An 18224-nucleotide genomic window follows, 5' to 3' on the forward strand; every position below is an offset into this window, starting at 1 on the left:
GGAGCCGTACCCGGTACCCCGTACCCACCCGGAGGGTGCTCTAGAAGTCGTCGTCGTCGCCGAGGTCGTCGTCCTCGAACTCGTCGCCGTCGAGCTCCAGGTCCTCGTCGTCCAGATCGAGGTCGTCGTCGAGGTCCAGATCGTCGTCGTCCAGGTCGAGGTCGTCGTCGAGATTCAGGTCGTCGTCGTTCAGGTCGTCCAGGTCGTCCATGAGCGTGGAGGAGGAGGTGCCCGCCGAGTCTACCGCGCGGGGGCGGGGCGGGCAAGACCGGCGGCCCCTGACCGATGAATCGGGGGGGAAAGCGGGGCGGGGCGGGCGCTACGACCCGGCCGCTCTAGGGCGCGCGGAGTAGCTTCGGCCCCTCTGCTCTCCGTTCCAACTCCCGGCCCCTCTCATGTTCGACGACCGCAGCGCGTACCCCCACCCCGACGAGTTCAAGGTGGTCCGCCCCGAGTACTCCGACCCCGAGGACGAGGGCGACGACGTGATCGCCATCATCAACATCCCGCCGTTCCGCGTCGTCGGGTACAGCGCCACGCGGCCGGGCGCGCGCCGGGCCGCCCTCTACGAGGCCTCCAAGGAGTACCGCGGCTACCACCCGAGCCACCGCATCGAGAGCCCGTTCCCCGACGAATTCGAGGACCTGGAGGGGACAAAGTGGACCCGCGTCCGGGCCTCCAAGCGCGACGAGCTGGGCGACTACGAGTTCGAGGACGAGAACGGCGAGGACTCGGCCGACATCGAGCAGATGCTCCAGTGGGACATCCGCCCCGCCCCCGTCTACGAGGACGAGGAGGACGAGTAGCCTTCTGGACGGTGATCGTTCGCGCCGCGCCCTTTCACTGGGGCGCGGCGTTTTCTTTGGCCCCGCCCTCCGGCTCCGTCCCGCCCTCTGGCCCCGCCCCGCGATGACCGTCCCGCCCCGCCCCGCCCTCCTCGCCGGCCTCGCCCTGCTCCTCGTGGGGAGCGGGTGCGCGCCGGCGCTCACCGCCGCCTCGTCCACGCCCGCCGGCCAGGCCGCGATTGAGCGGGCCGTGCAGACGGCGCTCGCCCGGGCCGGGCTGGCCCCGCCGGCCGCCGCCGCGCCCGCCGGGGCGGGGCGGCTCGCCGCCGGCCCCATGCTCGCCGACGTCACGGCGCGCGGGGCCGCCGTCTGGGTCCAGACCGACGGGCCGGCCGAGGTGACGCTGACGGTCCGCGCCGCGGGCGGGGCCGAAGTCGTGCAGACGGTGACGGCCGCGACCGGCGCGGACGGGACGGCCACGGTCCGCCTCGACGGCCTGGAGCCGGGGCAGACCTACGGCTACGCCGTCGCGGTCAACGGGCAGGCCGTCTTGTTCCCCTACCCGACCGCGTTCACGACGCAGGACCTGTGGCAGTGGCGGACCGACCCGCCCGCGTTCACGGTCGCCTTCGGCTCGTGCTACTACGACAACGACCCGCCGTACGACCGCCCCGGCCGGCCCTACGGCGGCCCGACGGCCATCTTCGAGACGATCCGCCAGGCGCGCCCGGACCTCATGCTGTGGCTGGGCGACAACGTCTACCTCCGCGAGGTCGACTGGTGGAGCGCCGGCGGCATCGCGTACCGCTACGCCCACAACCGCGCCGAGCCCGACCTCCAGCCGCTCCTCGCCGCCGCCCCCCACTACGCGACGTGGGACGACCACGACTACGGCCCCAACAACGCGGACCGCTCGTACATCCTGAAGGGTGAGACGCTCGACGCGTTCACGCGCTACTGGCCCGCCGCCGCGCGCGGGCTCCCCGGCGTGCCCGGCGTGTTCACGCACTTCCAGTGGGGCGATGTCGAGTTCTTCCTCCTCGACGACCGCTACCACCGGGCGCCCAACGACGCGCCTGCCCCGGAGCAGACGGTCCTCGGGCGCGAGCAGCTCCAGTGGCTCCTCGACGCGCTCACCGGGAGCGACGCCCCGTTCAAGGTGGTCGCCTTCGGGGGCCAGTTTCTCAACCCAGTGCCCGTGTTCGAGACCTACGCGGCCGTCGCGCCGGCCGAGCGGGCGTTCCTCCTCGACCAGCTCCGGCTGCGCCGCGTCGACGGCGTCGTGTTCCTCTCCGGCGACCGCCACCACGCCGAGCTCCTCAAGCTGGACCGGCCCGGGGCGTACCCGCTCTACGAGTTCACGTCGAGCCCGCTCACGGCCGGCGTCTCCGACGCCGCGCTCGACCCGGCCTCGCCCGAGGCCGCCAATCCGCTCCGCGTGCCGGGCACGCTCGTCGCCGACCGCCACAACTTCGGGACGCTCTCGGTCTCCGGCCCCCGCACCGACCGCACGCTGACGATGCGGGCGCTCGACGCCGAGGGCGCCGTGCTGTGGGAGCGGGCCGTCCGCGCCGCCGAGTTGCGGACGCCCTAGGACCACCCCGCCCCGCTCGCGAACCGGACCCACCGGGCGGGGTGGCCCTAACGTAAACCGCCCCGCCCTGGACAGTCCGGGGCGGGGCGGCGAGAGGCGGCAGGCGCGGGGTTACTGGCCCACGGCCTCGAGGTCGGGGTCCTGACCCTGCTCCTTCAGACCGCCGTGGTAGCGCTGGAGGTGGGCCTCGATAAACCACGTGCCGCGGTCGGCGATGTGCGTGATCTGGTCGTAGAGGTCCGTCGTGCCCGGATCGCCGACGTCGTCGGACGCCTTGTTGGCGTCGCGGATGTGGTCGGCGTACTCGGCCCAGCGGTCGGCCAGCGTCGTCAGGAACGACGGGTCGTTGAAGGTGTCGTCGTCGCCCTCGGCTTCGGTCCCGGGGAACGGCGAGATCGGGCTGCTCTGGGCCGCCATGCGGACGGTCCCGAACGCGTAGCCGCCCAAGAGCACGACGCGCTCGGCGACGAGGTCGAGCGGCTCCTCCAGCTTCTCGGCCAGTTCGTCGTAGAGGAGGTGGAGCTGGTAGAAGTCCTTGCCCTTGACGTTCCAGTGCGCCTGCTTCGTCTGGGAGTACAGGTCGCTCGTCGCGGCCAACGTCTCGTTGAGGAGGCCGACGAGCGTCTGGCGCTTGTCCTCGTCGATGCCGAGGCGCGTGTGGTAGGGGGTGCGGGCCTGCTGGGAGGCCCCGTTTTTCGGAGTAGCCATGAGTAGAGAGGGGAGAGTAACGTGTTGGGTATCGAACGGGAGCGGGGTGGGGCAGATCCACCCCGCCCGCGCCCTCACGGGCGTTTCAGAGAACGCCCGCCCCGCCCAGGAGCGGGCGGGGCGGGCGCGGGCATGCAGAGCGGGGCGGGCGCTACTTCAGCTCGATGATCTCGCGGTCGCCGTCCTTGCGGACCACCTCGAAGCTCAGGAGGTCGCCGTCGTCCTTGACGTGGATCTCGGTCGGGTTGTTGACCAAGTGGTCCATGCCCTCCATGGCGACCTCGAACAGGTCGTCCTTGGAGTCGTAGGTGAGGCCGTGGAGCGGGAGCCAGTCGGCGAGCACCTGGTCGCCGTTCTCCTCGGAGAGGACGCGGACGTGCGCCTTGCCGACATCGCCGCCCTCGATCCGGTCTTTGGAGAAGGTGTCGAAGTAGTCGTTCCAGTCGGTGCGGTCGAGGGAGCGGGTGGCCATAGCGGGTAGGGAAAGGTGGGCGGGGAGGGGAGCCCGTTCCACCCCGCCCCCGCGTCACAGATCCGCCGGACCCGGCTCCTGCCCGTTCGCCCTACGCGGCGCCCAGGGACGGCCCCAGACGCGCCCTCTGCGAACGGACTCCGCGGGCGGGGCGGCCACGGGCGGAACCGCCCCGCCCCGCCCGACAACCACCCCGCCCTTTGGGTCCTAGCCCCTCTTGGCTGCGCCGACGCTGCGCGGTGGCCAGGAGGGGAACTGCCGCCGCCTCACGTGGGACTCGCTGACGTCCCTGACCGCCCCGCCCGCCCCGGACACGACACGTCGTGTCCCCACGGGTATTTCTGGGGCGGGGCGGCCGAAGTGTCGCACGCTGCCCGCCGCACGCCGGCTGAGGGCGGGGCGGGCAGCGGGCGGGCAGCGGGCGGGGCTGAGCTACAACTGAACCCGGAGCCGAATTCCTCCCCCGCCCCGCCCGAGCGCCACCGGGCTGAGGGAGAGCCGCCCCGGCGACACCGTTTCCCACCGCGTCCCCGGAACGAGGGCGCCGATGGCCGCCCCGACGGCGGCACTCGGAATCAGAGCGACGGCACCGATAGCCATGGTGAAGGCTGACCCCCACTCGTCCCCTGTGTACATCGTGTACCCCACGAGTCCGAGCGTAGTCACGGTCACGACGCCCGCAGCGACGCCGGCGCCGATGGCCGCCCCCCGCCAGCGGGAGTGCGGGACCCGGATGTCGGCCGACTCGATTTCGTCGTATGCCACCCGATGGAACAGCATGCGCGGGACGGGGCCGGGGGGACCGAGTTCGATGAACAGGGTGTCCCCCTCAGTCGCGGCGAGCCGGCCGGTCAGGACCCCGTCGGCTGTTGTGACTCGGATGGGGTCGCCCACGTCGAGGGCCGTCTGTGCCTGGGCTGCGGTCGAGACCGTGGCGAAGACGGCAACGGCCAGGGAGTAAATCGTACGGTTCGTCATGCGATAGGCACGGACTCATGCCGCGGTGATTCGTCTGGAGCGTACGCCTCCAGAACCCGCCGCACCTGGTGCAGACGTACTACGGCACCAGAAGTCGCCCACCCCGCCCGCGAAACGGGCGGGGTGGTGGTCCGCGCCCGCCGCTCGCCGGCCGAGGGCGGGGTGGGCGTCAGGATTCACGCCACCCCGCCCGGCGCGGGCCGTCCGGCGGGGGCGCGCTCGCGTAGGTTCGGGCGAGACCCAACTGACGCCGCCGATGAAGACGTTCGCCCTCCGCCCCCCGCCCGACGGCGGCCCCGACCGCCCCGCCCCGCCCACGGCCTCCGCCGACGACGGCGCCGTCGAGGCGCTCCTGGGCGGGCTCAACCCGGTCCAGCAGGAGGCCGCCCGCGCGACCGAGGGGCCGGTCATGATCATCGCCGGGCCGGGCTCGGGCAAGACGCGGACGCTCACGCACCGGGTCGCCGTCCTCATCGCGGCCAAAAAGGCGTGGCCGAGCCAGATCCTCGCCCTCACCTTCACCAACAAGGCCGCCCGCGAGATGCGCGCCCGCGTGACCGACCTCGTGGGCGACGAGGCCAAGGGCATGTGGATGGGCACGTTCCACAGCGTCTTTAGCCGCGTGCTCCGCCGCGAGGCCGACAAGATCGGGTTCTCGCGCAACTTCACGATCTACGACTCCGACGACACCGAGCGGCTCCTCAAGGAGCTCATGACGCGCTACGGGATCGACCCTAAGCGCGTCACGCCGCGGTCGGTGCGGAGCGCGATCTCGGGCGCCAAGAACGCCCAGGTAGGACCGGACGAGTACGCGCGCCTCGCGGGCGACCCGTTTACCGAGGCCGCCGCCAAGCTCTACACGCCCTACAACGCGGCGCTCCGGCAGGCCAACGCGATGGACTTCGACGACCTGCTCGGATGGCCCATCCGCCTCTTCGAGCAGCACCCGGAGGTTCTGAAGGAGTACCAGCGGCGGTGGCGCTACCTCCACATCGACGAGTACCAGGACACGAACCGGACGCAGTACGTGCTCGCCAAGCTCCTGGCCGCCGAGCACCGCAACATCTGTGTCGTTGGAGATGATGCGCAGAGCATCTACGCCTTCCGCGGCGCCGACATCCAGAACATCCTCTCGTTCCAGAAGGACTACCCCGAGGCCAAGACGATCCGCCTGGAGCAGAACTACCGGAGCACGCAGCGGATCGTGCGTCTGGCCGACGCCGTCATCAGCGGCAACACGAAGCAGCTCGACAAGACGCTCTGGACCGACAACTCCGAGGGCGACCCCGTCATCCTCATGGAGGCGCTGTCAGAGCGCGACGAGGCGCAGAAGGTGGAGCGGACGATCCGCGACCTTCGCTCGCGCTCCGGCATCGGGTGGTCCGACGTGGCCGTGCTCTACCGGACGAACGCCCAGAGCCGCTCCATCGAGGAGGCGCTCCGGCGCGGCGGGATCCCGTACCGGCTCGTCGGCGGCGTCTCGTTCTACCAGCGCAAGGAGATCAAGGACGCGCTCGCCTACCTCCGCCTCGCCGTCAACCCGTCCGACGAGGCCAGCCTGCTCCGCGTCGTCAACACGCCGACGCGCGGGATCGGCGGCAAGACGGTCGACCAGCTCCGGGCCTACGCGACCGAGCACCGGGTCGGGCTGTGGCAGGCCGTCCAGGACCCGGGCGGGGCGGGGCTCTCGCCGCGCGCGGCGAAGGCCGTCGAGGGGTTCGGGTTTCTGGTCTCGCGGTTCGCCTCGAAGGCGCAGACGGCGCCGGCCGACGAGCTCGCCCGCGAGCTGATCCAGGAGACCGGGCTGCTCCAGTCGTACCGCGACCAGAACACGCCCGAGGCGCTGGCTCGGTTGGAGAACATCCACGAGCTGCTCAACGCCGTCGCCGAGTTTGCCGGCGGCGACCCGTCCGGCGAGCCGCGCACGCTCAGCGAGTTCTTGCAGGAGGTGAGCCTCGTGGCCGACGTCGACCGCCTGGGCGACGACGACAACCGCGTCACGCTCATGACGCTCCACGCCTCTAAAGGCCTGGAGTTCAAGGTCGTGTTCGTGACCGGGCTGGAGGAGGGCCTGTTCCCGCTCGCCAAGGCGGCCCAGGACCCGACGGAGTTGGAGGAGGAACGGCGGCTGCTGTACGTCGGCGTCACGCGCGCCGAGGAGGCCCTCTACCTCAGCTACGCCCGGAGCCGGTACCGCTACGGCGACCAGCAGTCGAGCGTCCGCAGCCGGTTCCTCGACGAGCTCGACGGCGACGACCTGCTGCGCACGGAGTCCGGCGGCCGGTTCGAGGCGCGGGCGGGGCGGTTCGAGCCGTCGTCCGGCGGCACGGGCGGCTACGGCGACATGTCGCCGGACTACTGGAAGCGTTCGCTGCGACCGGACAGCGGCCCCAAGCGGAAGACCAAGCGGGTCGCGTCCGGCGAGCGCGAGGTCGTCTACGACGAGGGCGAGTCGGCGATTGTGCCGGGCGTCCGCGTGCACCACCGCTCGTTCGGGAACGGGAAGGTGCTGGCCGTCGAGGGCGCCGGCGAGCGCGCCGCGGCGACGGTGTTTTTCAACTCGGTCGGCCAGAAAAAGCTGAAGCTGGCGTTCGCGCGCCTCCAGGTGGTCGAGTAGGGGCGACCGGCGGTCGCCCTGGGAGCGCGCGCCACCCCGCCCCACGGTTCCCGCCCCGCCCTCGGCGTGGGCGGGGCGGCGGCCACGGGCGGGGCGGCGGCCCTGCCCCGCGCCCCTTCGCCATTGCCCCCTACGCCGCGACCGCCCCGCCCCCGGCGGCGGCCACGTCCGCGAGCACGGCCCGGAGGTCGTCGAGCTTGACCGGCTTCGTGAGGTAGTCGTCGGCCCCGGCCGCCAGGCACCGCTCCCGGTCGCCCCGCATCGCGTTGGCCGTGAGCGCGACGACTCGCGGCTGCGCCACGTCGGCCGACCGGATCTGCCGCGTCGCGTCGAGCCCGTCGAGCTCCGGCATCTGCACGTCCATCAGCACGAGGTCGTACGGCCGCCCCCGCGCCGCCCGAGCCTGCACCGCGGCCACGGCCTCGGCCCCGTTCGCCGCCACGTCGGCCCCGTGCCCCAGCCGCTCGAGGATGCGGAGGGCCACCTTCTGGTTGACCACGTTGTCCTCGGCCAGCAGGACCGCGACGGCGCCCCCCGCCCCGCCCCGCTCGGCCGCCGGCGCCGAGGGCGGGGCGGCCCGCCCGGGGCCGGCGAACGCGCCGACCAGGACGTCGTAGAGGAGGGCCGGCTTGGTCGGCTTGTAGAGGACCGCGTGGACGCCGGCGGCCTCGGCCCGCTCGCGGAGCGCGGCGTCGCGGGCCACCGACGTGAGCAGGACCATGAGCGGGGGCGGGGCGGGGCCGGCCCGGAGCGCCGCGGCGACGCCGAGCCCGTCGAGGTCCGGCATCTGCATGTCGAGCACGACGAGGTCGTACGGGTCCGCCCCGCTCGCGGCGTCGGCCACGGCGGCGACGGCCTCGGCGCCGGACGCGACGGCGTCGGCGCGCATCCCCCACCGGGCCGCCAGCCGCGTCACGATCTCGCGGTTGACCGCGTGGTCGTCGACGACGAGCACGCGCCGGCCGGCCAGCGCCGGCTGCTCGGGCCGCAGGAACACCCGGCGCTCCGACGGGGCCACGGTCGCCTCGACCGTGAACGCGAACGTCGACCCCGCGCCGGGCTCCGACTCGGCGTGGATCTCGCCGCCCATGAGCTCGACGAGCCGCTTCGAGATGGCCAGCCCCAGCCCGGTCCCCCCGAACCGCCGCGTCGTCGAGGCGTCGGCCTGCGTGAAGCTCCCGAACACGTGGTCGAGCTTGCCCGGCTCGATCCCGATGCCCGTGTCCTCGACGGCCACGCGGAGCGAGGTCCGCCCGCCGTCCTCGACGTCGGGCGGGGCGGCCGAGACGCGGACGCAGACGCTCCCCTCGTGCGTGAACTTGACCGCGTTCGAGAGCAGGTTCACGAGCACCTGCCGGACCCGGCTCGCGTCGCCCACAACGGCGCCCGGCACGCCGTCCTCGACGACGTAGGCGAGCTCGACGCCCTTCTCGGCCGCCGGCTGCGCGACGAGGTCGAGCGCGTCCTCGACCGCCTGCCGCACGTCGAAGGGGGCCTCCTCGAGGTCGAGGTGCCCGGCCTCGATCTTGGAGAAGTCGAGGATGTCGTTGATGAGGGTGAGGAGCGCGTCGCCGCTCGTGCGCACGGTCTCGACGAACCCGCGCTGCTCGGCGTCGAGGTCCGTATCCAGCAGGAGCGACGTCATCCCGATCACGCCGTTCATGGGCGTGCGGATCTCGTGGCTCATGTTGGCCAGGAACTCGCTCTTCGCCTGCGTTGAGGCTTCGGCCGCCTCCTTCGCTGCGAGGAGCGCGGTCCGCGCCGCCTTCGCCTCGGTCACGTCGCGCACCACGGCGATCGCGCCGACCGCCCCGCCCGCGGCGTCGCGGAGCGGGACGTGCACGGCCTCGACCGTGCGCGCGCGGCCGGCCCGGTCGACGAGCGAGTGCTCGAACGGGCAACCGGCCTCGTTGCGGTCGAGGATGTCCCGTAGCCGCCGCTCGACCTCGCGGGCGATCGGCGCGGGGAGCAGATCCGCCGGTCGTTTCCCGAGGATGTCCTCGACCGTAGCCCCCGAATAGATCTGGGCGGGGCGGGCGTTGGCGAGGACCAGGCGCCCCGCCCCCGTCGCGGAGCGGGACCCGCGTCGTGAGTACGGACAGCTCGCGGCCGTCGCGGGCGGTGACCGCGTGTTCCACGCCGACGATGGCCTCCCCCGTTTCGAAGATCGGGAGCCGCTCCTCGTGCATGGTCTTGGCGATGTCGGGCGGCAATACGTCGTGGGCCGTCTTCCCGAAGAGGCCCTCGACGCTCCCGGCCGAGGTCTGCTCGGCGCCCGTCGCGTTGGCAGCGATAAAGCGGCCGTCGCGGTCGACAGCGAAGATGGCGTCGGGGATGGCGTCGACGACGGTCTGGAGCAGGCGGCGCCGGCTCTCGGCCTCCTCGGTCGCAGCGACGAGCCGGCCGTACGACGCTGACAGCGCGTCCTGGCTCTCACGGAGCGCCTGGAGGTCTCGGAGCCGCGCCACGCTGACGATCCCGAGCGCGGTCAGGAAGAACGCGACGGTCGTCGCGAGCGACGCGAGCGGGAGCGCGAGCTCCCCGACGGGCGGGGCGGTCCACGCCGCTGGGATGAAGAGGGTCAAGGCGAGGGCCGCGAGCGAGCCGAACAGCTCGCGCTCGGTCCGCGCGAGTTGGGCGATCACGAGCCCGGTCAGGGCGGTGGCCAAGAGGTGCGTCGACGTCCAGTTCGTGTCGAGCCCGTTCCGTACCGCCGCCCACCCGAAAAACAGGGCGGCCGCGTAGGCGATCGTCAGCGTGATGCCCCGGAGCCGCTGCCGGACCCCGTCGCTCACGTACGTCAGCACGAGCACGGTAGCGGCCGCACCGGAGATCACCAGCCGGTAGGCGAGAGGGTCGTCGTAGACACGCCCCCCGAGCCGGTCCATCACCCACAACGTGATGGCCGCCACGGCCGCCAGCAGGATCATCAGCCGGTGCGCGCGGAGGGCCGACGGCGTCATGGCCTCGGTGGCGGGCGGGGCGGGCGGGGCGGTGGGCACGGTCCGGGGCGGCGGGGGAACGGGACGCAGGTATCGGAGCCTGCCCGGCGGCCGTTAACCGCCGCCGCACGTTTCCGGGGCCGCCCCGCCCGAGCCGCCCGGATCAGCGCGCCGCGCGGCCGGTTCGACCGGCGCGCCCCGCCCCACGACCGCCCCGCCCGATGGCCGCCACGTCGCTCGACAAAGACAAGATCAAGGTCCTGCTCCTGGAGGGCGTTCACGACACCGCCGTCCGGGCCTTCCGGGAGGCCGGCTACACGCGCGTCGAGCGCGAGGGCGGGGCGGCGACCGGCGACGCGCTCCTCGACCTCGTCCGCGACGTGCACTTTCTGGGCATCCGCTCGCGGACGCAGCTGACGGCCGACGTGTTCAGGGCGGCCGAGAAGCTGGTCGCCGTGGGCGCGTTCTGCATCGGGACCAACCAGATTGACCTGGAGGCGGCGAGCCGGCGCGGCGTGGCCGTGTTCAACGCCCCGTTCTCGAACACGCGGTCCGTCGCCGAGTTGGTGCTCGCGGAGGCCATCCTGCTGCTCCGCGGCGTGCCCGAGAAGAACGCGCGGGCGCACCGCGGCGAGTGGGCCAAGAGCGTGGGGACGAGCCGCGAGATCCGCGGCAAGACGCTGGGAATCGTGGGCTACGGCAACATCGGCAAGCAGCTCTCGGTGCTGGCCGAGGGGCTCGGGATGCGCGTCGTGTTCTACGACACGGCCGCCACGCTCCCGCTCGGGAACGCCCACCCCGCCCCCAGTCTGGGCGCCCTGCTGGACCAGGCCGACGTCGTCACGCTCCACGTGCCGGACACGTCGCAAACGCGGGGGCTCGTCGGGGCGGCCGAGATCGCGCGCATGAAGCCCGACGCCGTGCTCCTCAACGCCTCGCGCGGGTCGGTCGTCGACCTCAGCGCGCTCGCCGCGGCGCTCGGGCGCGGCCACCTCGCCGGCGCCGCCGTCGACGTGTACCCAACCGAGCCGGCCTCGAACGACGACCCGTTCACGTCGCCGCTCCAGGGGATCGACCGGGCGCTCTTGACGCCGCACGTTGGCGGCTCGACGGTCGAGGCCCAGGAGAACATCGGCGCCGAGGTGGCCGGCAAGCTCGTCCGCTACAGCGACAACGGGAGCACGGAGACGTCGGTGAACGTGCCCGAGGTGGCGCTCCCGCCGCACCCGGGCGCCCACCGCATCTTGCACATGCACCGGAACGTGCCGGGCGTGATCGCGGCCGTCAACGGCGTGTTCTCCGACGTCGGAGCGAACGTCGAGGCCCAGTTTCTCCAGACGCGCGGCGACCTGGGCTACGTCGTGACCGACCTCGACGGCCGGACGTCGGACGAGGCGCTCGGCGCGCTCCGCGAGGTTGAGGGGACGATCCGCACGCGCGTCCTGTTTTAAGGCCGGTACGGGGTACGGGGTACGGGGTACGGGAAGGTGCCCGCCCCGCCCGCACGGCGCGGGGGCGGGGCGGTCGCGTCGCCCCCGACCGCTCCGCCCTGGCGGGACCCTGTAGCGCCGTTGCACGCAACGGCGGGGCGGCCCTGGACGGTCGCCCGCCCCGCCCTCTGTACCGAGCGCCCCGTACCGAGTCCCCGACCTCGGGCCGACGCGCACGGGCGGGGCCGGGCGTTAGTCTGCGGCCGCCCCGCCCGCACACCCCCGCCCCGCCCGTGCCGGCCCTCTGGCTCCGCCCACCGACGCCGAGGGCGGGGCGGTGGACCTGGACGGGCTCGCGCCGGCCGGCGGCGTCGGCGCGCAGGCGTTCGGGCCGGCGAGCGTCCGCGTCTGGGTGCGGGAGGAGCGCCGCCCCGCCCGTTAGGTCCACCGGGGCCGCCCGGCTCCACGCGCGATTCGCCGCGGGCGGGGCGGCGGCGGAGTAGCTTTTCCGCCCACGCCACCCCGCCCCGACCGCATGGCCTCCACGCAAGACTTCCGCAACGGCCTCGTCCTCAACTGGAAGAACGACCTCTGGCAGATCGTTGAGTTCATGCACGTCAAGCCCGGCAAGGGCGGGGCGTTCGTGCGCGGGAAGCTCAAGAACGTCCGCAACGGGAAGATCGTCGACACCACGTTCCGGGCCGGCGAGAAGGTCGAGGACGTCCGCGTCGAACGCCGCCAGATGCAGTACCTCTACGAGGACGACCTGGGCCTCCACTTTATGAACACCGAGACGTACGAGCAGCGGACGCTCCGCAGCGACCTCGTGACGGGCAAGGAGTTTATCAAGGAGGGCGGCATGATCGACGTCCTCTTCGACGCCGGCTCCGACGAGCCGCTCAACGTCGAGCTCCCGCGCATGGTCGAGCTCGCGGTCTCGCAGACCGACCCCGGCCTCAAGGGCGACACGGCGACCGGCGCCACCAAGCCGGCCACGCTCGAGAGCGGGGCGACGGTCCAGGTGCCGCTCTTCATCAACGAGGGCGACATCGTCCGCGTGGACCCGGAGACGGGCTCCTACCAAACCCGCGTGACGGCCGCCTAGCGCCCGTCGGACTGAACGGGCGGGGCGGCCCGGTACCGCTCCGCCGCCCCGCGCCGTAGATTCCGCGCCTCTCCGCCCCGCCCGCTCTGGCACATGGACATGGACCTCGACAAGATTCAGCGCCTCCTCGAGATCGTCGCCGAGAGCGGCCTGGCCGAGGTGAAGGTCGAAGAGGAGGGGTTCAAGCTGACCGTCCGCGCCACGCAGCGGCCGGCGCCGGCGTCGACCGCCCCGCCCGTCGTGATGACGGCGCCGCCGGCCGCCGCCGCCCCGCCCAGCACTGCGCCCGCCGCCGTGTCGCCCGCCCCGCCCGCGCCGGACGAGGGCGGGGCGGCCGCCGAGCCCGGCTCGGGCGCGAACGAGTCGCTGGTCCTCGCGCCCATCGTCGGCACGTTTTACGCCGCGCCCTCGCCCGAGGCCGACCCGTTCGTGGCCGTCGGCGACCGCGTCGAGGTCGGCCAGACGCTGTGCATCATCGAGGCGATGAAGCTCATGAACGAGATCCAGGCCGAGGAGGCCGGGACCGTCACCCGGCTCCTCGTCGAGAACGCGGAGCCGGTTGAGTTCGACCAGCCCCTGTTCGTGATCGAAAAGTAGAGCCCTGTTACGTGTTCAGCCTTGCGTGTTTACATGCAAACACTGGACACGCAACACGCAACACGCTCCATGATTAAAAAAGTCCTGATCGCCAACCGCGGCGAGATCGCGCTCCGCATCATCCGGACGTGCCGCGAGATGGGGATCAAGACGGTCGCCGTCTACTCGACGATCGACCGCGACTCGCTGCCCGTCAAGTTCGCCGACGAGGCCGTGTGCATCGGGCCGCCGCCGAGCGCTAAGAGCTACCTCCACATCCCGTCGATCATCGCGGCGGCCGAGGTCACGGGCGCCGACGCCGTCCACCCGGGCTACGGGTTCCTGGCCGAGAACGCCGAGTTCGCCCGCGTCTGCGACGACCACGACCTCACCTTTATCGGCCCGCGCCCCGAGACGATCTCGAAGATGGGCGACAAGTCGGTCGCCAAGGAGACCATGCGCGAGGCCGGCGTCCCCGTCGTGCCCGGCTCGGGCGGGGCGGTCGCCGACGTGGCCGAGGGGCTCGCGACGGCGCGCGAGGCCGGCTTCCCGGTCATGATCAAGGCGTCGGCCGGCGGCGGCGGCCGCGGCATGCGCATGGCCAGCAATGAGGCCGAGTTCGAGAAGCTGTTCGTGGCCGCCGGGACCGAGGCCGCCAACGCCTTCGGCGACGGCCGGCTCTACATCGAGAAGTTCGTCGAGGAGCCGCGCCACGTCGAGATCCAACTCGTCGGCGACGGCCAGGGCACGGTCGTCCACTTTGGCGAGCGCGAGTGCTCGATCCAGCGCCGCCACCAGAAGCTCCTCGAAGAGTCGCCCAGCCCCGTCGTCGACGCCGACCTCCGCGAGCGGATGGGCCGGGCCGCGATCGACGGCGCGCTCGCGGTCAACTACCGCGGGGCAGGCACGGTCGAGTTCCTGCTCGACAAGAACCGCGACTTCTACTTTATGGAGATGAACACGCGGATCCAGGTCGAGCATCCGGTGACGGAGGAAGTGACCGACACGGACCTGATCGAGTGGCAGATCCGCGTGGCCTCGGGCGAGACGATTACGAGCGGCGACCGCGCCCCGCGCGGCCACTCCATCGAGTGCCGGATCAACGCCGAGGACCCGTTCCGCAACTTCTCGCCCTCGCCGGGCACAATCACCGCCTTCCACAGCCCGAAGGGGCGGGGCGTTCGGTGCGACACGCACGTGTTCGCCGGCTACACGGTCCCGCCCACCTACGACTCGCTCATCGCCAAGCTCATCGTCCGCGAGGACACGCGCGAGCGGGCGATCCGCAAGATGCTCCGGGCGCTCGACGAGTTCATCATCGAGGGCCTCCACACGACGGTCCCCTTCCACCAGCAGCTGCTCCAGGACCCGCGCTTCCTCGCGGGCGACTTCGACACGAAGTTCCTCGAGCGGTTCGAGCTGGTCAAAGAGGGATAGAGGGATCGGGCATGGAGGGATGGGCAGACCGCCGCCCCGCCCCGGCCGTCCCCGTCCACCTCTGCTCGTCCCTCCATCCCTCCCCATCCCGCATCCCTCATGACCTTCCCCGACGACTGCCGCTACACCAAGGACCACGAGTGGGTCCGCCTCGAAGACGACGGGCTGGTGACCGTCGGGATCACGGACTACGCGCAGAGCGAGCTGGGCGACATCGTGTTCGTCGAGATGGAGGCCGAGGGCACCGAGGTCGAGGCCGAGGGGCCGTTCGGGACCGTCGAGGCGGTCAAGACGGTGAGCGAGCTGTTCGCGCCGATCGCCGGCACGGTCGAGTCCGTGAACCCCGACCTCGACGACGCCCCCGAGTCCGTCAACACGGACCCGTACGGGGCGGGGTGGATGGTCAAGCTCCGCCCCGCCCAGGCGTCGGACGTGGACGGCCTGCTGTCGGTGGACGAGTACAAGGAGATGATCGGGGCGGACTGAGGGACGGAGGGATAGAGGCATGGAGGGATCGGCGGACCGCCCCGCCCTCTGAGGCCGCCCCGCCCCGTCTGCCCATCCCTCCCCATCCCGTATCCCTCTCCCATCCCTCATGACTCACCACGAAACGGTCGTCGTCCTCGACTTCGGGAGCCAGACGACGCAGCTGATCGCGCGGCGCGTCCGCGAGGCCGGCGTCTACTGCGAGATCCACCCGTGCACCGTCTCGGCGGACGAGGTGGCGGCGATGCGGCCCAGCGGGCTCATCCTGTCGGGCGGGCCGCTCTCGGTCTACGACGAGGGCTCGCCGCAGGTCGACCCCGCCCTGCTGTCGCTGGAGACGCCCGGGGGCGGGGCGGTCCCCGTCCTCGGCATCTGCTACGGGCTCCAGGCGCTCGCGCACGCCCTCGGGGGCGGGGTGGAGGCGAGCGACCACCGCGAGTTCGGGCGCGCGCCGATCGTTGCCCACGAGGAGGACGCCCTGTTCCGGGGCGTCCCCGAGGGCTCCGTCGTGTGGATGAGCCACGGCGACCACCTGACGCGCCTGCCGGCCGGCTTCCGCTCGATCGCGGCGACCGACAACGCGCCGATCGCCGCCGTCGCCGCCGAGGCCGACTCGGAGCACGGGCCGATCTGGGGCGTCCAGTTTCACCCCGAGGTCGTCCACTCGGAGCACGGGGCGGCCATGCTGGGCAACTTCGTGACCGAGATCTGCGGGCTGAAGGGCGACTGGACGATGGGCTCGTTTATCGACGAGAAGACCGCTGAGATTCGCGAGACCGTCGGCGACGACCACGTCGTCCTCGGCCTCTCGGGCGGGGTCGACTCGTCGGTCGCGGCGGCCCTCTTGCACCGCGCCATCGGCGACCAGCTGACGTGCGTGTTCGTCGACAACGGGCTGCTGCGGTCGGGCGAGTTCGAGCAGGTGCAGACGACGTTCCGCGACGGGTTCGACATCGACCTCCGCGCGGTCGACGCGAGCGACCTGTTCCTGGACCGGCTCGCGGGCGTCGAGGACCCGGAGGAAAAGCGCCGGATCATCGGGCGGACCTTCATCGAGGTGTTCGAGGCCGAGACCGAGGCGATCACCGAGCGGCTGGGTCACAAGCCGCGCTTTCTTGCGCAGGGCACGCTCTACCCAGACGTGATCGAGTCGGTCAGCTTTAAGGGGCCGTCGGCGACCATCAAGACGCACCACAACGTGGGCGGGCTGCCCGAGAAGCTCGGGTTCGACCTGATCGAGCCGTTCCGCGAGCTGTTCAAGGACGAGGTCCGCGACGTGGGCCGCGCGCTCGGCGTGCCCGACGCGATCATCCGGCGGCACCCGTTCCCCGGCCCCGGCCTCGCCGTCCGCGTGCTCGGCCCGGTCACGCGCGAGGCGTGCGAGCTGCTGCGCCAGGCGGACCGGATCTGGCTCGAGGAGCTCGAACGCTCGGGCACCTACGACGACGTGTGGCAGGCGTTCGCCGTGTTGCTCCCGGTCCAGTCGGTCGGCGTCATGGGCGACTTCCGCACCTACGAGCAGGCCGCGTGCCTCCGCGCCGTGACCTCGACCGACGGCATGACGGCCGACTGGGCGCGGCTCCCGTACGAGGTCCTGGGGCGGGCGTCGAACCGGATCATCAACGAGGTCCGCGGCATCAACCGCGTGGCGTACGACGTGTCGAGCAAGCCGCCGGCGACGATCGAGTGGGAGTAGCGGGCGAGGGGTGACGCGCGACGAGCCCTCCACCCCGCCCGTGTGCCGGTGCGGGCGGGGCGGTCCCTGCCGGTAGCCGCAGGACGCTACCGCCCCGCCCGAGGAGTCCCGCCCCGAGGCGTAGGGACACCATGCATGGTGTCCGCATGGGAGAGCGCCTTGGCCTAGTGCGAGGGCGGGGTGGCGCCTACCGCTGCCGGGCGCGGTACGCCGCGAGGTCGCGGGCGGCACGTTCGTGGCCCAGCGTGGCGGCCCGCTCCAGCCATCGCGCGGCCTCGTCGTGGTCGACCTCGACGCCGTTCCCGTACATGTAGACCGTCGCGAGCATCGCCGTTGCGTCCGGGTGGCCGCTGGCGGCGAGCCGCTCGAAAACGGGAACGGCCGCCTCGTAGTCGCCCGTCATGTGGTGGCGGAAGAAGGCCACCTTGAACTGCGCGTCCGGGTCGCCCTGCGCGGCGGCCGCGTCCAGGCGCTCGATGCCGGGGAGGCTGTCGGGCTCGAATTGGCCCGACTCGAAGGCGTAGACCGAATCCGGGTGGACATCGCCGACGCGCTCCGCCCCGCCCTCGCACGCGGAAACGGACAGGAGCAGGACAACCAGGGCGGGGAGGCGCACGGCGGGCGGACCCAAAGGGCCGACTGGAGAGCACAGTAGCTCCCCTCCCTATCGGTCGCCGCCCCGCTCGTGCTAAGCCGCCCCGCCCGCCCCAACCGAGCGGGGTGAGACACTGCGCCCCCGCTACTCGGCCCGTCCGTAGCCAAGGAGGTCGGTCCACACGATGGGAGGAGCGCTGCCGTCCACGCCCTCAGAACGCGACTCGACCGAGACGGAGAGCAGGTACCGGCCGCCCCGCTCGAACTGCTCGGGGTCTTCGGCCGCGACGTGGAGGTAGCCGGCAGCGTCCAGGCTGTCGGCGTCGCTCTCGGGGAACGGCGCCCCGGTCTCCGACACGACCACGCCGTCGGCGAACAGGCACGGCGCGCAGAACACGTCCGGCGGGCAGTAGCACCGCGTGATCTTGACGACGGTCGCCTCCACGTTGTAGCGGCCGGGGACGGGCGCCGTGGTCCGCAGCTCCACGACGGACGCACTGGGCAAATCGAGCGGGGCGGGGTAGCGCCCGACGCCGTCCCCGTCGCAGGCCGAGAGCGCGCCGAGGCAGGCGAGCGCGGCGACGAACGCAAATCGGCTCATGGAAGGGGCGGGGCGGGTAGAAGCCGAGGCTACGGCGACACCGAAGAGCATCCTACGGCAAAAGGGCGTGCACCCCACCCCGCCCTCGTTCGTAGAGACACGGCTTGCCGTGTCCGGTCCGGGCGGGGCGGCCTCCGCTGGCGTCGCGGTGGCCGCGAGACTGCCACCCCGCCCGAGGAGCCCCGCTGCGGGACGTGGCCCCG

The 18224-nt window shown here is 72.4% G+C and carries 16 protein-coding genes and 2 pseudogenes; 9 read left to right on the top strand and 9 right to left on the bottom strand.

The genetic code is table 11. From position 1 onward, the window contains the following. Window positions 1–40: 40 nt before the first annotated feature. Window positions 41–211: a hypothetical protein gene (locus RQM47_RS01270; protein WP_314007070.1), complete on the bottom strand. Its 171-nt coding sequence runs from the start codon at window positions 209–211 to the stop codon at window positions 41–43. A gap of 184 nt (window positions 212–395) precedes the next feature. Here RQM47_RS01270 and RQM47_RS01275 point away from each other — a divergent pair, with 184 nt between their 5' ends. After that, window positions 396–806 carry a hypothetical protein gene (locus RQM47_RS01275; RefSeq protein ID WP_314007073.1) on the top strand — a complete coding sequence of 137 codons (411 nt, stop codon included), beginning with the start codon at window positions 396–398 and terminating at the stop codon, window positions 804–806. Between the two features lie 103 nt (window positions 807–909). After that, entirely contained in the window at window positions 910–2379 is a 1470-nt protein-coding gene (locus RQM47_RS01280) for an alkaline phosphatase D family protein (protein ID WP_314007076.1), read from the top strand. A 111-nt stretch (window positions 2380–2490) separates the two neighbouring features. On the opposite strand, the gene dps is transcribed toward RQM47_RS01280, so the two are convergent. From dps to RQM47_RS01295, 3 genes are all read right to left on the bottom strand, one after another. Then, window positions 2491–3087 carry a DNA starvation/stationary phase protection protein Dps gene (gene dps / locus RQM47_RS01285; RefSeq protein WP_314007078.1) on the bottom strand — a complete coding sequence of 199 codons (597 nt, stop codon included), beginning with the start codon at window positions 3085–3087 and terminating at the stop codon, window positions 2491–2493. 151 nt (window positions 3088–3238) lie between these two features. Continuing rightward, entirely contained in the window at window positions 3239–3559 is a 321-nt protein-coding gene (locus RQM47_RS01290; protein WP_314007083.1) for a DUF5335 family protein, read from the bottom strand. Between the two features lie 432 nt (window positions 3560–3991). Next, window positions 3992–4537, bottom strand: a complete 546-nt coding sequence (locus RQM47_RS01295) for a hypothetical protein (protein WP_314007086.1) — start codon at window positions 4535–4537, stop codon at window positions 3992–3994. 256 nt (window positions 4538–4793) lie between these two features. Between RQM47_RS01295 and RQM47_RS01300 the strand changes: the two genes are divergently transcribed. After that, the gene (locus RQM47_RS01300; RefSeq protein WP_314007089.1) at window positions 4794–7154 is read left to right on the top strand and encodes an ATP-dependent helicase; all 2361 of its coding nucleotides are present in this window, start codon (window positions 4794–4796) and stop codon (window positions 7152–7154) included. Between the two features lie 130 nt (window positions 7155–7284). Here the strand turns inward: RQM47_RS01300 and RQM47_RS01305 are convergent, their stop codons facing one another. The 3 genes and pseudogenes from RQM47_RS01305 to RQM47_RS17385 form a co-directional block, all read right to left on the bottom strand. Next, window positions 7285–8934 (bottom strand): response regulator, encoded by a 1650-nt coding sequence (locus RQM47_RS01305; RefSeq protein WP_314009432.1) that lies wholly within the window; start codon window positions 8932–8934, stop codon window positions 7285–7287. Next, window positions 8914–9222: pseudogene (locus tag RQM47_RS01310) on the bottom strand (PAS domain-containing protein); the annotation flags it as partial. The gene RQM47_RS01305 and the pseudogene RQM47_RS01310, both read right to left, overlap by 21 nt. Window positions 9223–9268: 46 nt before the next feature. Continuing rightward, window positions 9269–10117, bottom strand: a pseudogene (locus tag RQM47_RS17385) (PAS domain-containing protein); the annotation flags it as partial. 200 nt (window positions 10118–10317) lie between these two features. Here RQM47_RS17385 and serA point away from each other — a divergent pair. The 6 genes from serA to guaA all read left to right on the top strand — a co-directional run bounded on the left by serA (window position 10318) and on the right by guaA (window position 16826). Then, window positions 10318–11547, top strand: coding sequence for a phosphoglycerate dehydrogenase (gene serA / locus RQM47_RS01320; RefSeq protein WP_311663578.1), 1230 nt, complete (start codon window positions 10318–10320; stop codon window positions 11545–11547). 514 nt (window positions 11548–12061) lie between these two features. Continuing rightward, entirely contained in the window at window positions 12062–12631 is a 570-nt protein-coding gene (gene efp / locus RQM47_RS01325) for an elongation factor P (protein ID WP_311663576.1), read from the top strand. A 99-nt stretch (window positions 12632–12730) separates the two neighbouring features. Then, window positions 12731–13228 (top strand): acetyl-CoA carboxylase biotin carboxyl carrier protein, encoded by a 498-nt coding sequence (gene accB, locus RQM47_RS01330; protein WP_349256316.1) that lies wholly within the window; start codon window positions 12731–12733, stop codon window positions 13226–13228. A 69-nt stretch (window positions 13229–13297) separates the two neighbouring features. Further along, the gene (accC, locus tag RQM47_RS01335; protein WP_311663572.1) at window positions 13298–14644 is read left to right on the top strand and encodes an acetyl-CoA carboxylase biotin carboxylase subunit; all 1347 of its coding nucleotides are present in this window, start codon (window positions 13298–13300) and stop codon (window positions 14642–14644) included. A 99-nt stretch (window positions 14645–14743) separates the two neighbouring features. Further along, window positions 14744–15130: a glycine cleavage system protein GcvH gene (gcvH, locus tag RQM47_RS01340; RefSeq protein WP_311663570.1), complete on the top strand. Its 387-nt coding sequence runs from the start codon at window positions 14744–14746 to the stop codon at window positions 15128–15130. A 109-nt stretch (window positions 15131–15239) separates the two neighbouring features. Beyond that, window positions 15240–16826, top strand: coding sequence for a glutamine-hydrolyzing GMP synthase (gene guaA, locus RQM47_RS01345; protein WP_311663567.1), 1587 nt, complete (start codon window positions 15240–15242; stop codon window positions 16824–16826). 187 nt (window positions 16827–17013) lie between these two features. Here guaA and RQM47_RS01350 read toward each other — a convergent pair whose 3' ends face one another. Both RQM47_RS01350 and RQM47_RS01355 read right to left on the bottom strand, forming a co-directional pair. Beyond that, entirely contained in the window at window positions 17014–17442 is a 429-nt protein-coding gene (locus RQM47_RS01350; protein ID WP_311663565.1) for a hypothetical protein, read from the bottom strand. Window positions 17443–17565: 123 nt separating this feature from the next. Further along, window positions 17566–18021, bottom strand: a complete 456-nt coding sequence (locus tag RQM47_RS01355) for a hypothetical protein (RefSeq protein ID WP_311663563.1) — start codon at window positions 18019–18021, stop codon at window positions 17566–17568. Between the last annotated feature and the right edge of the window lie 203 nt (window positions 18022–18224).

The organism is Rubrivirga sp. S365 (assembly GCF_032248475.1).
Classification (GTDB): domain Bacteria; phylum Bacteroidota; class Rhodothermia; order Rhodothermales; family Rubricoccaceae; genus Rubrivirga; species Rubrivirga litoralis.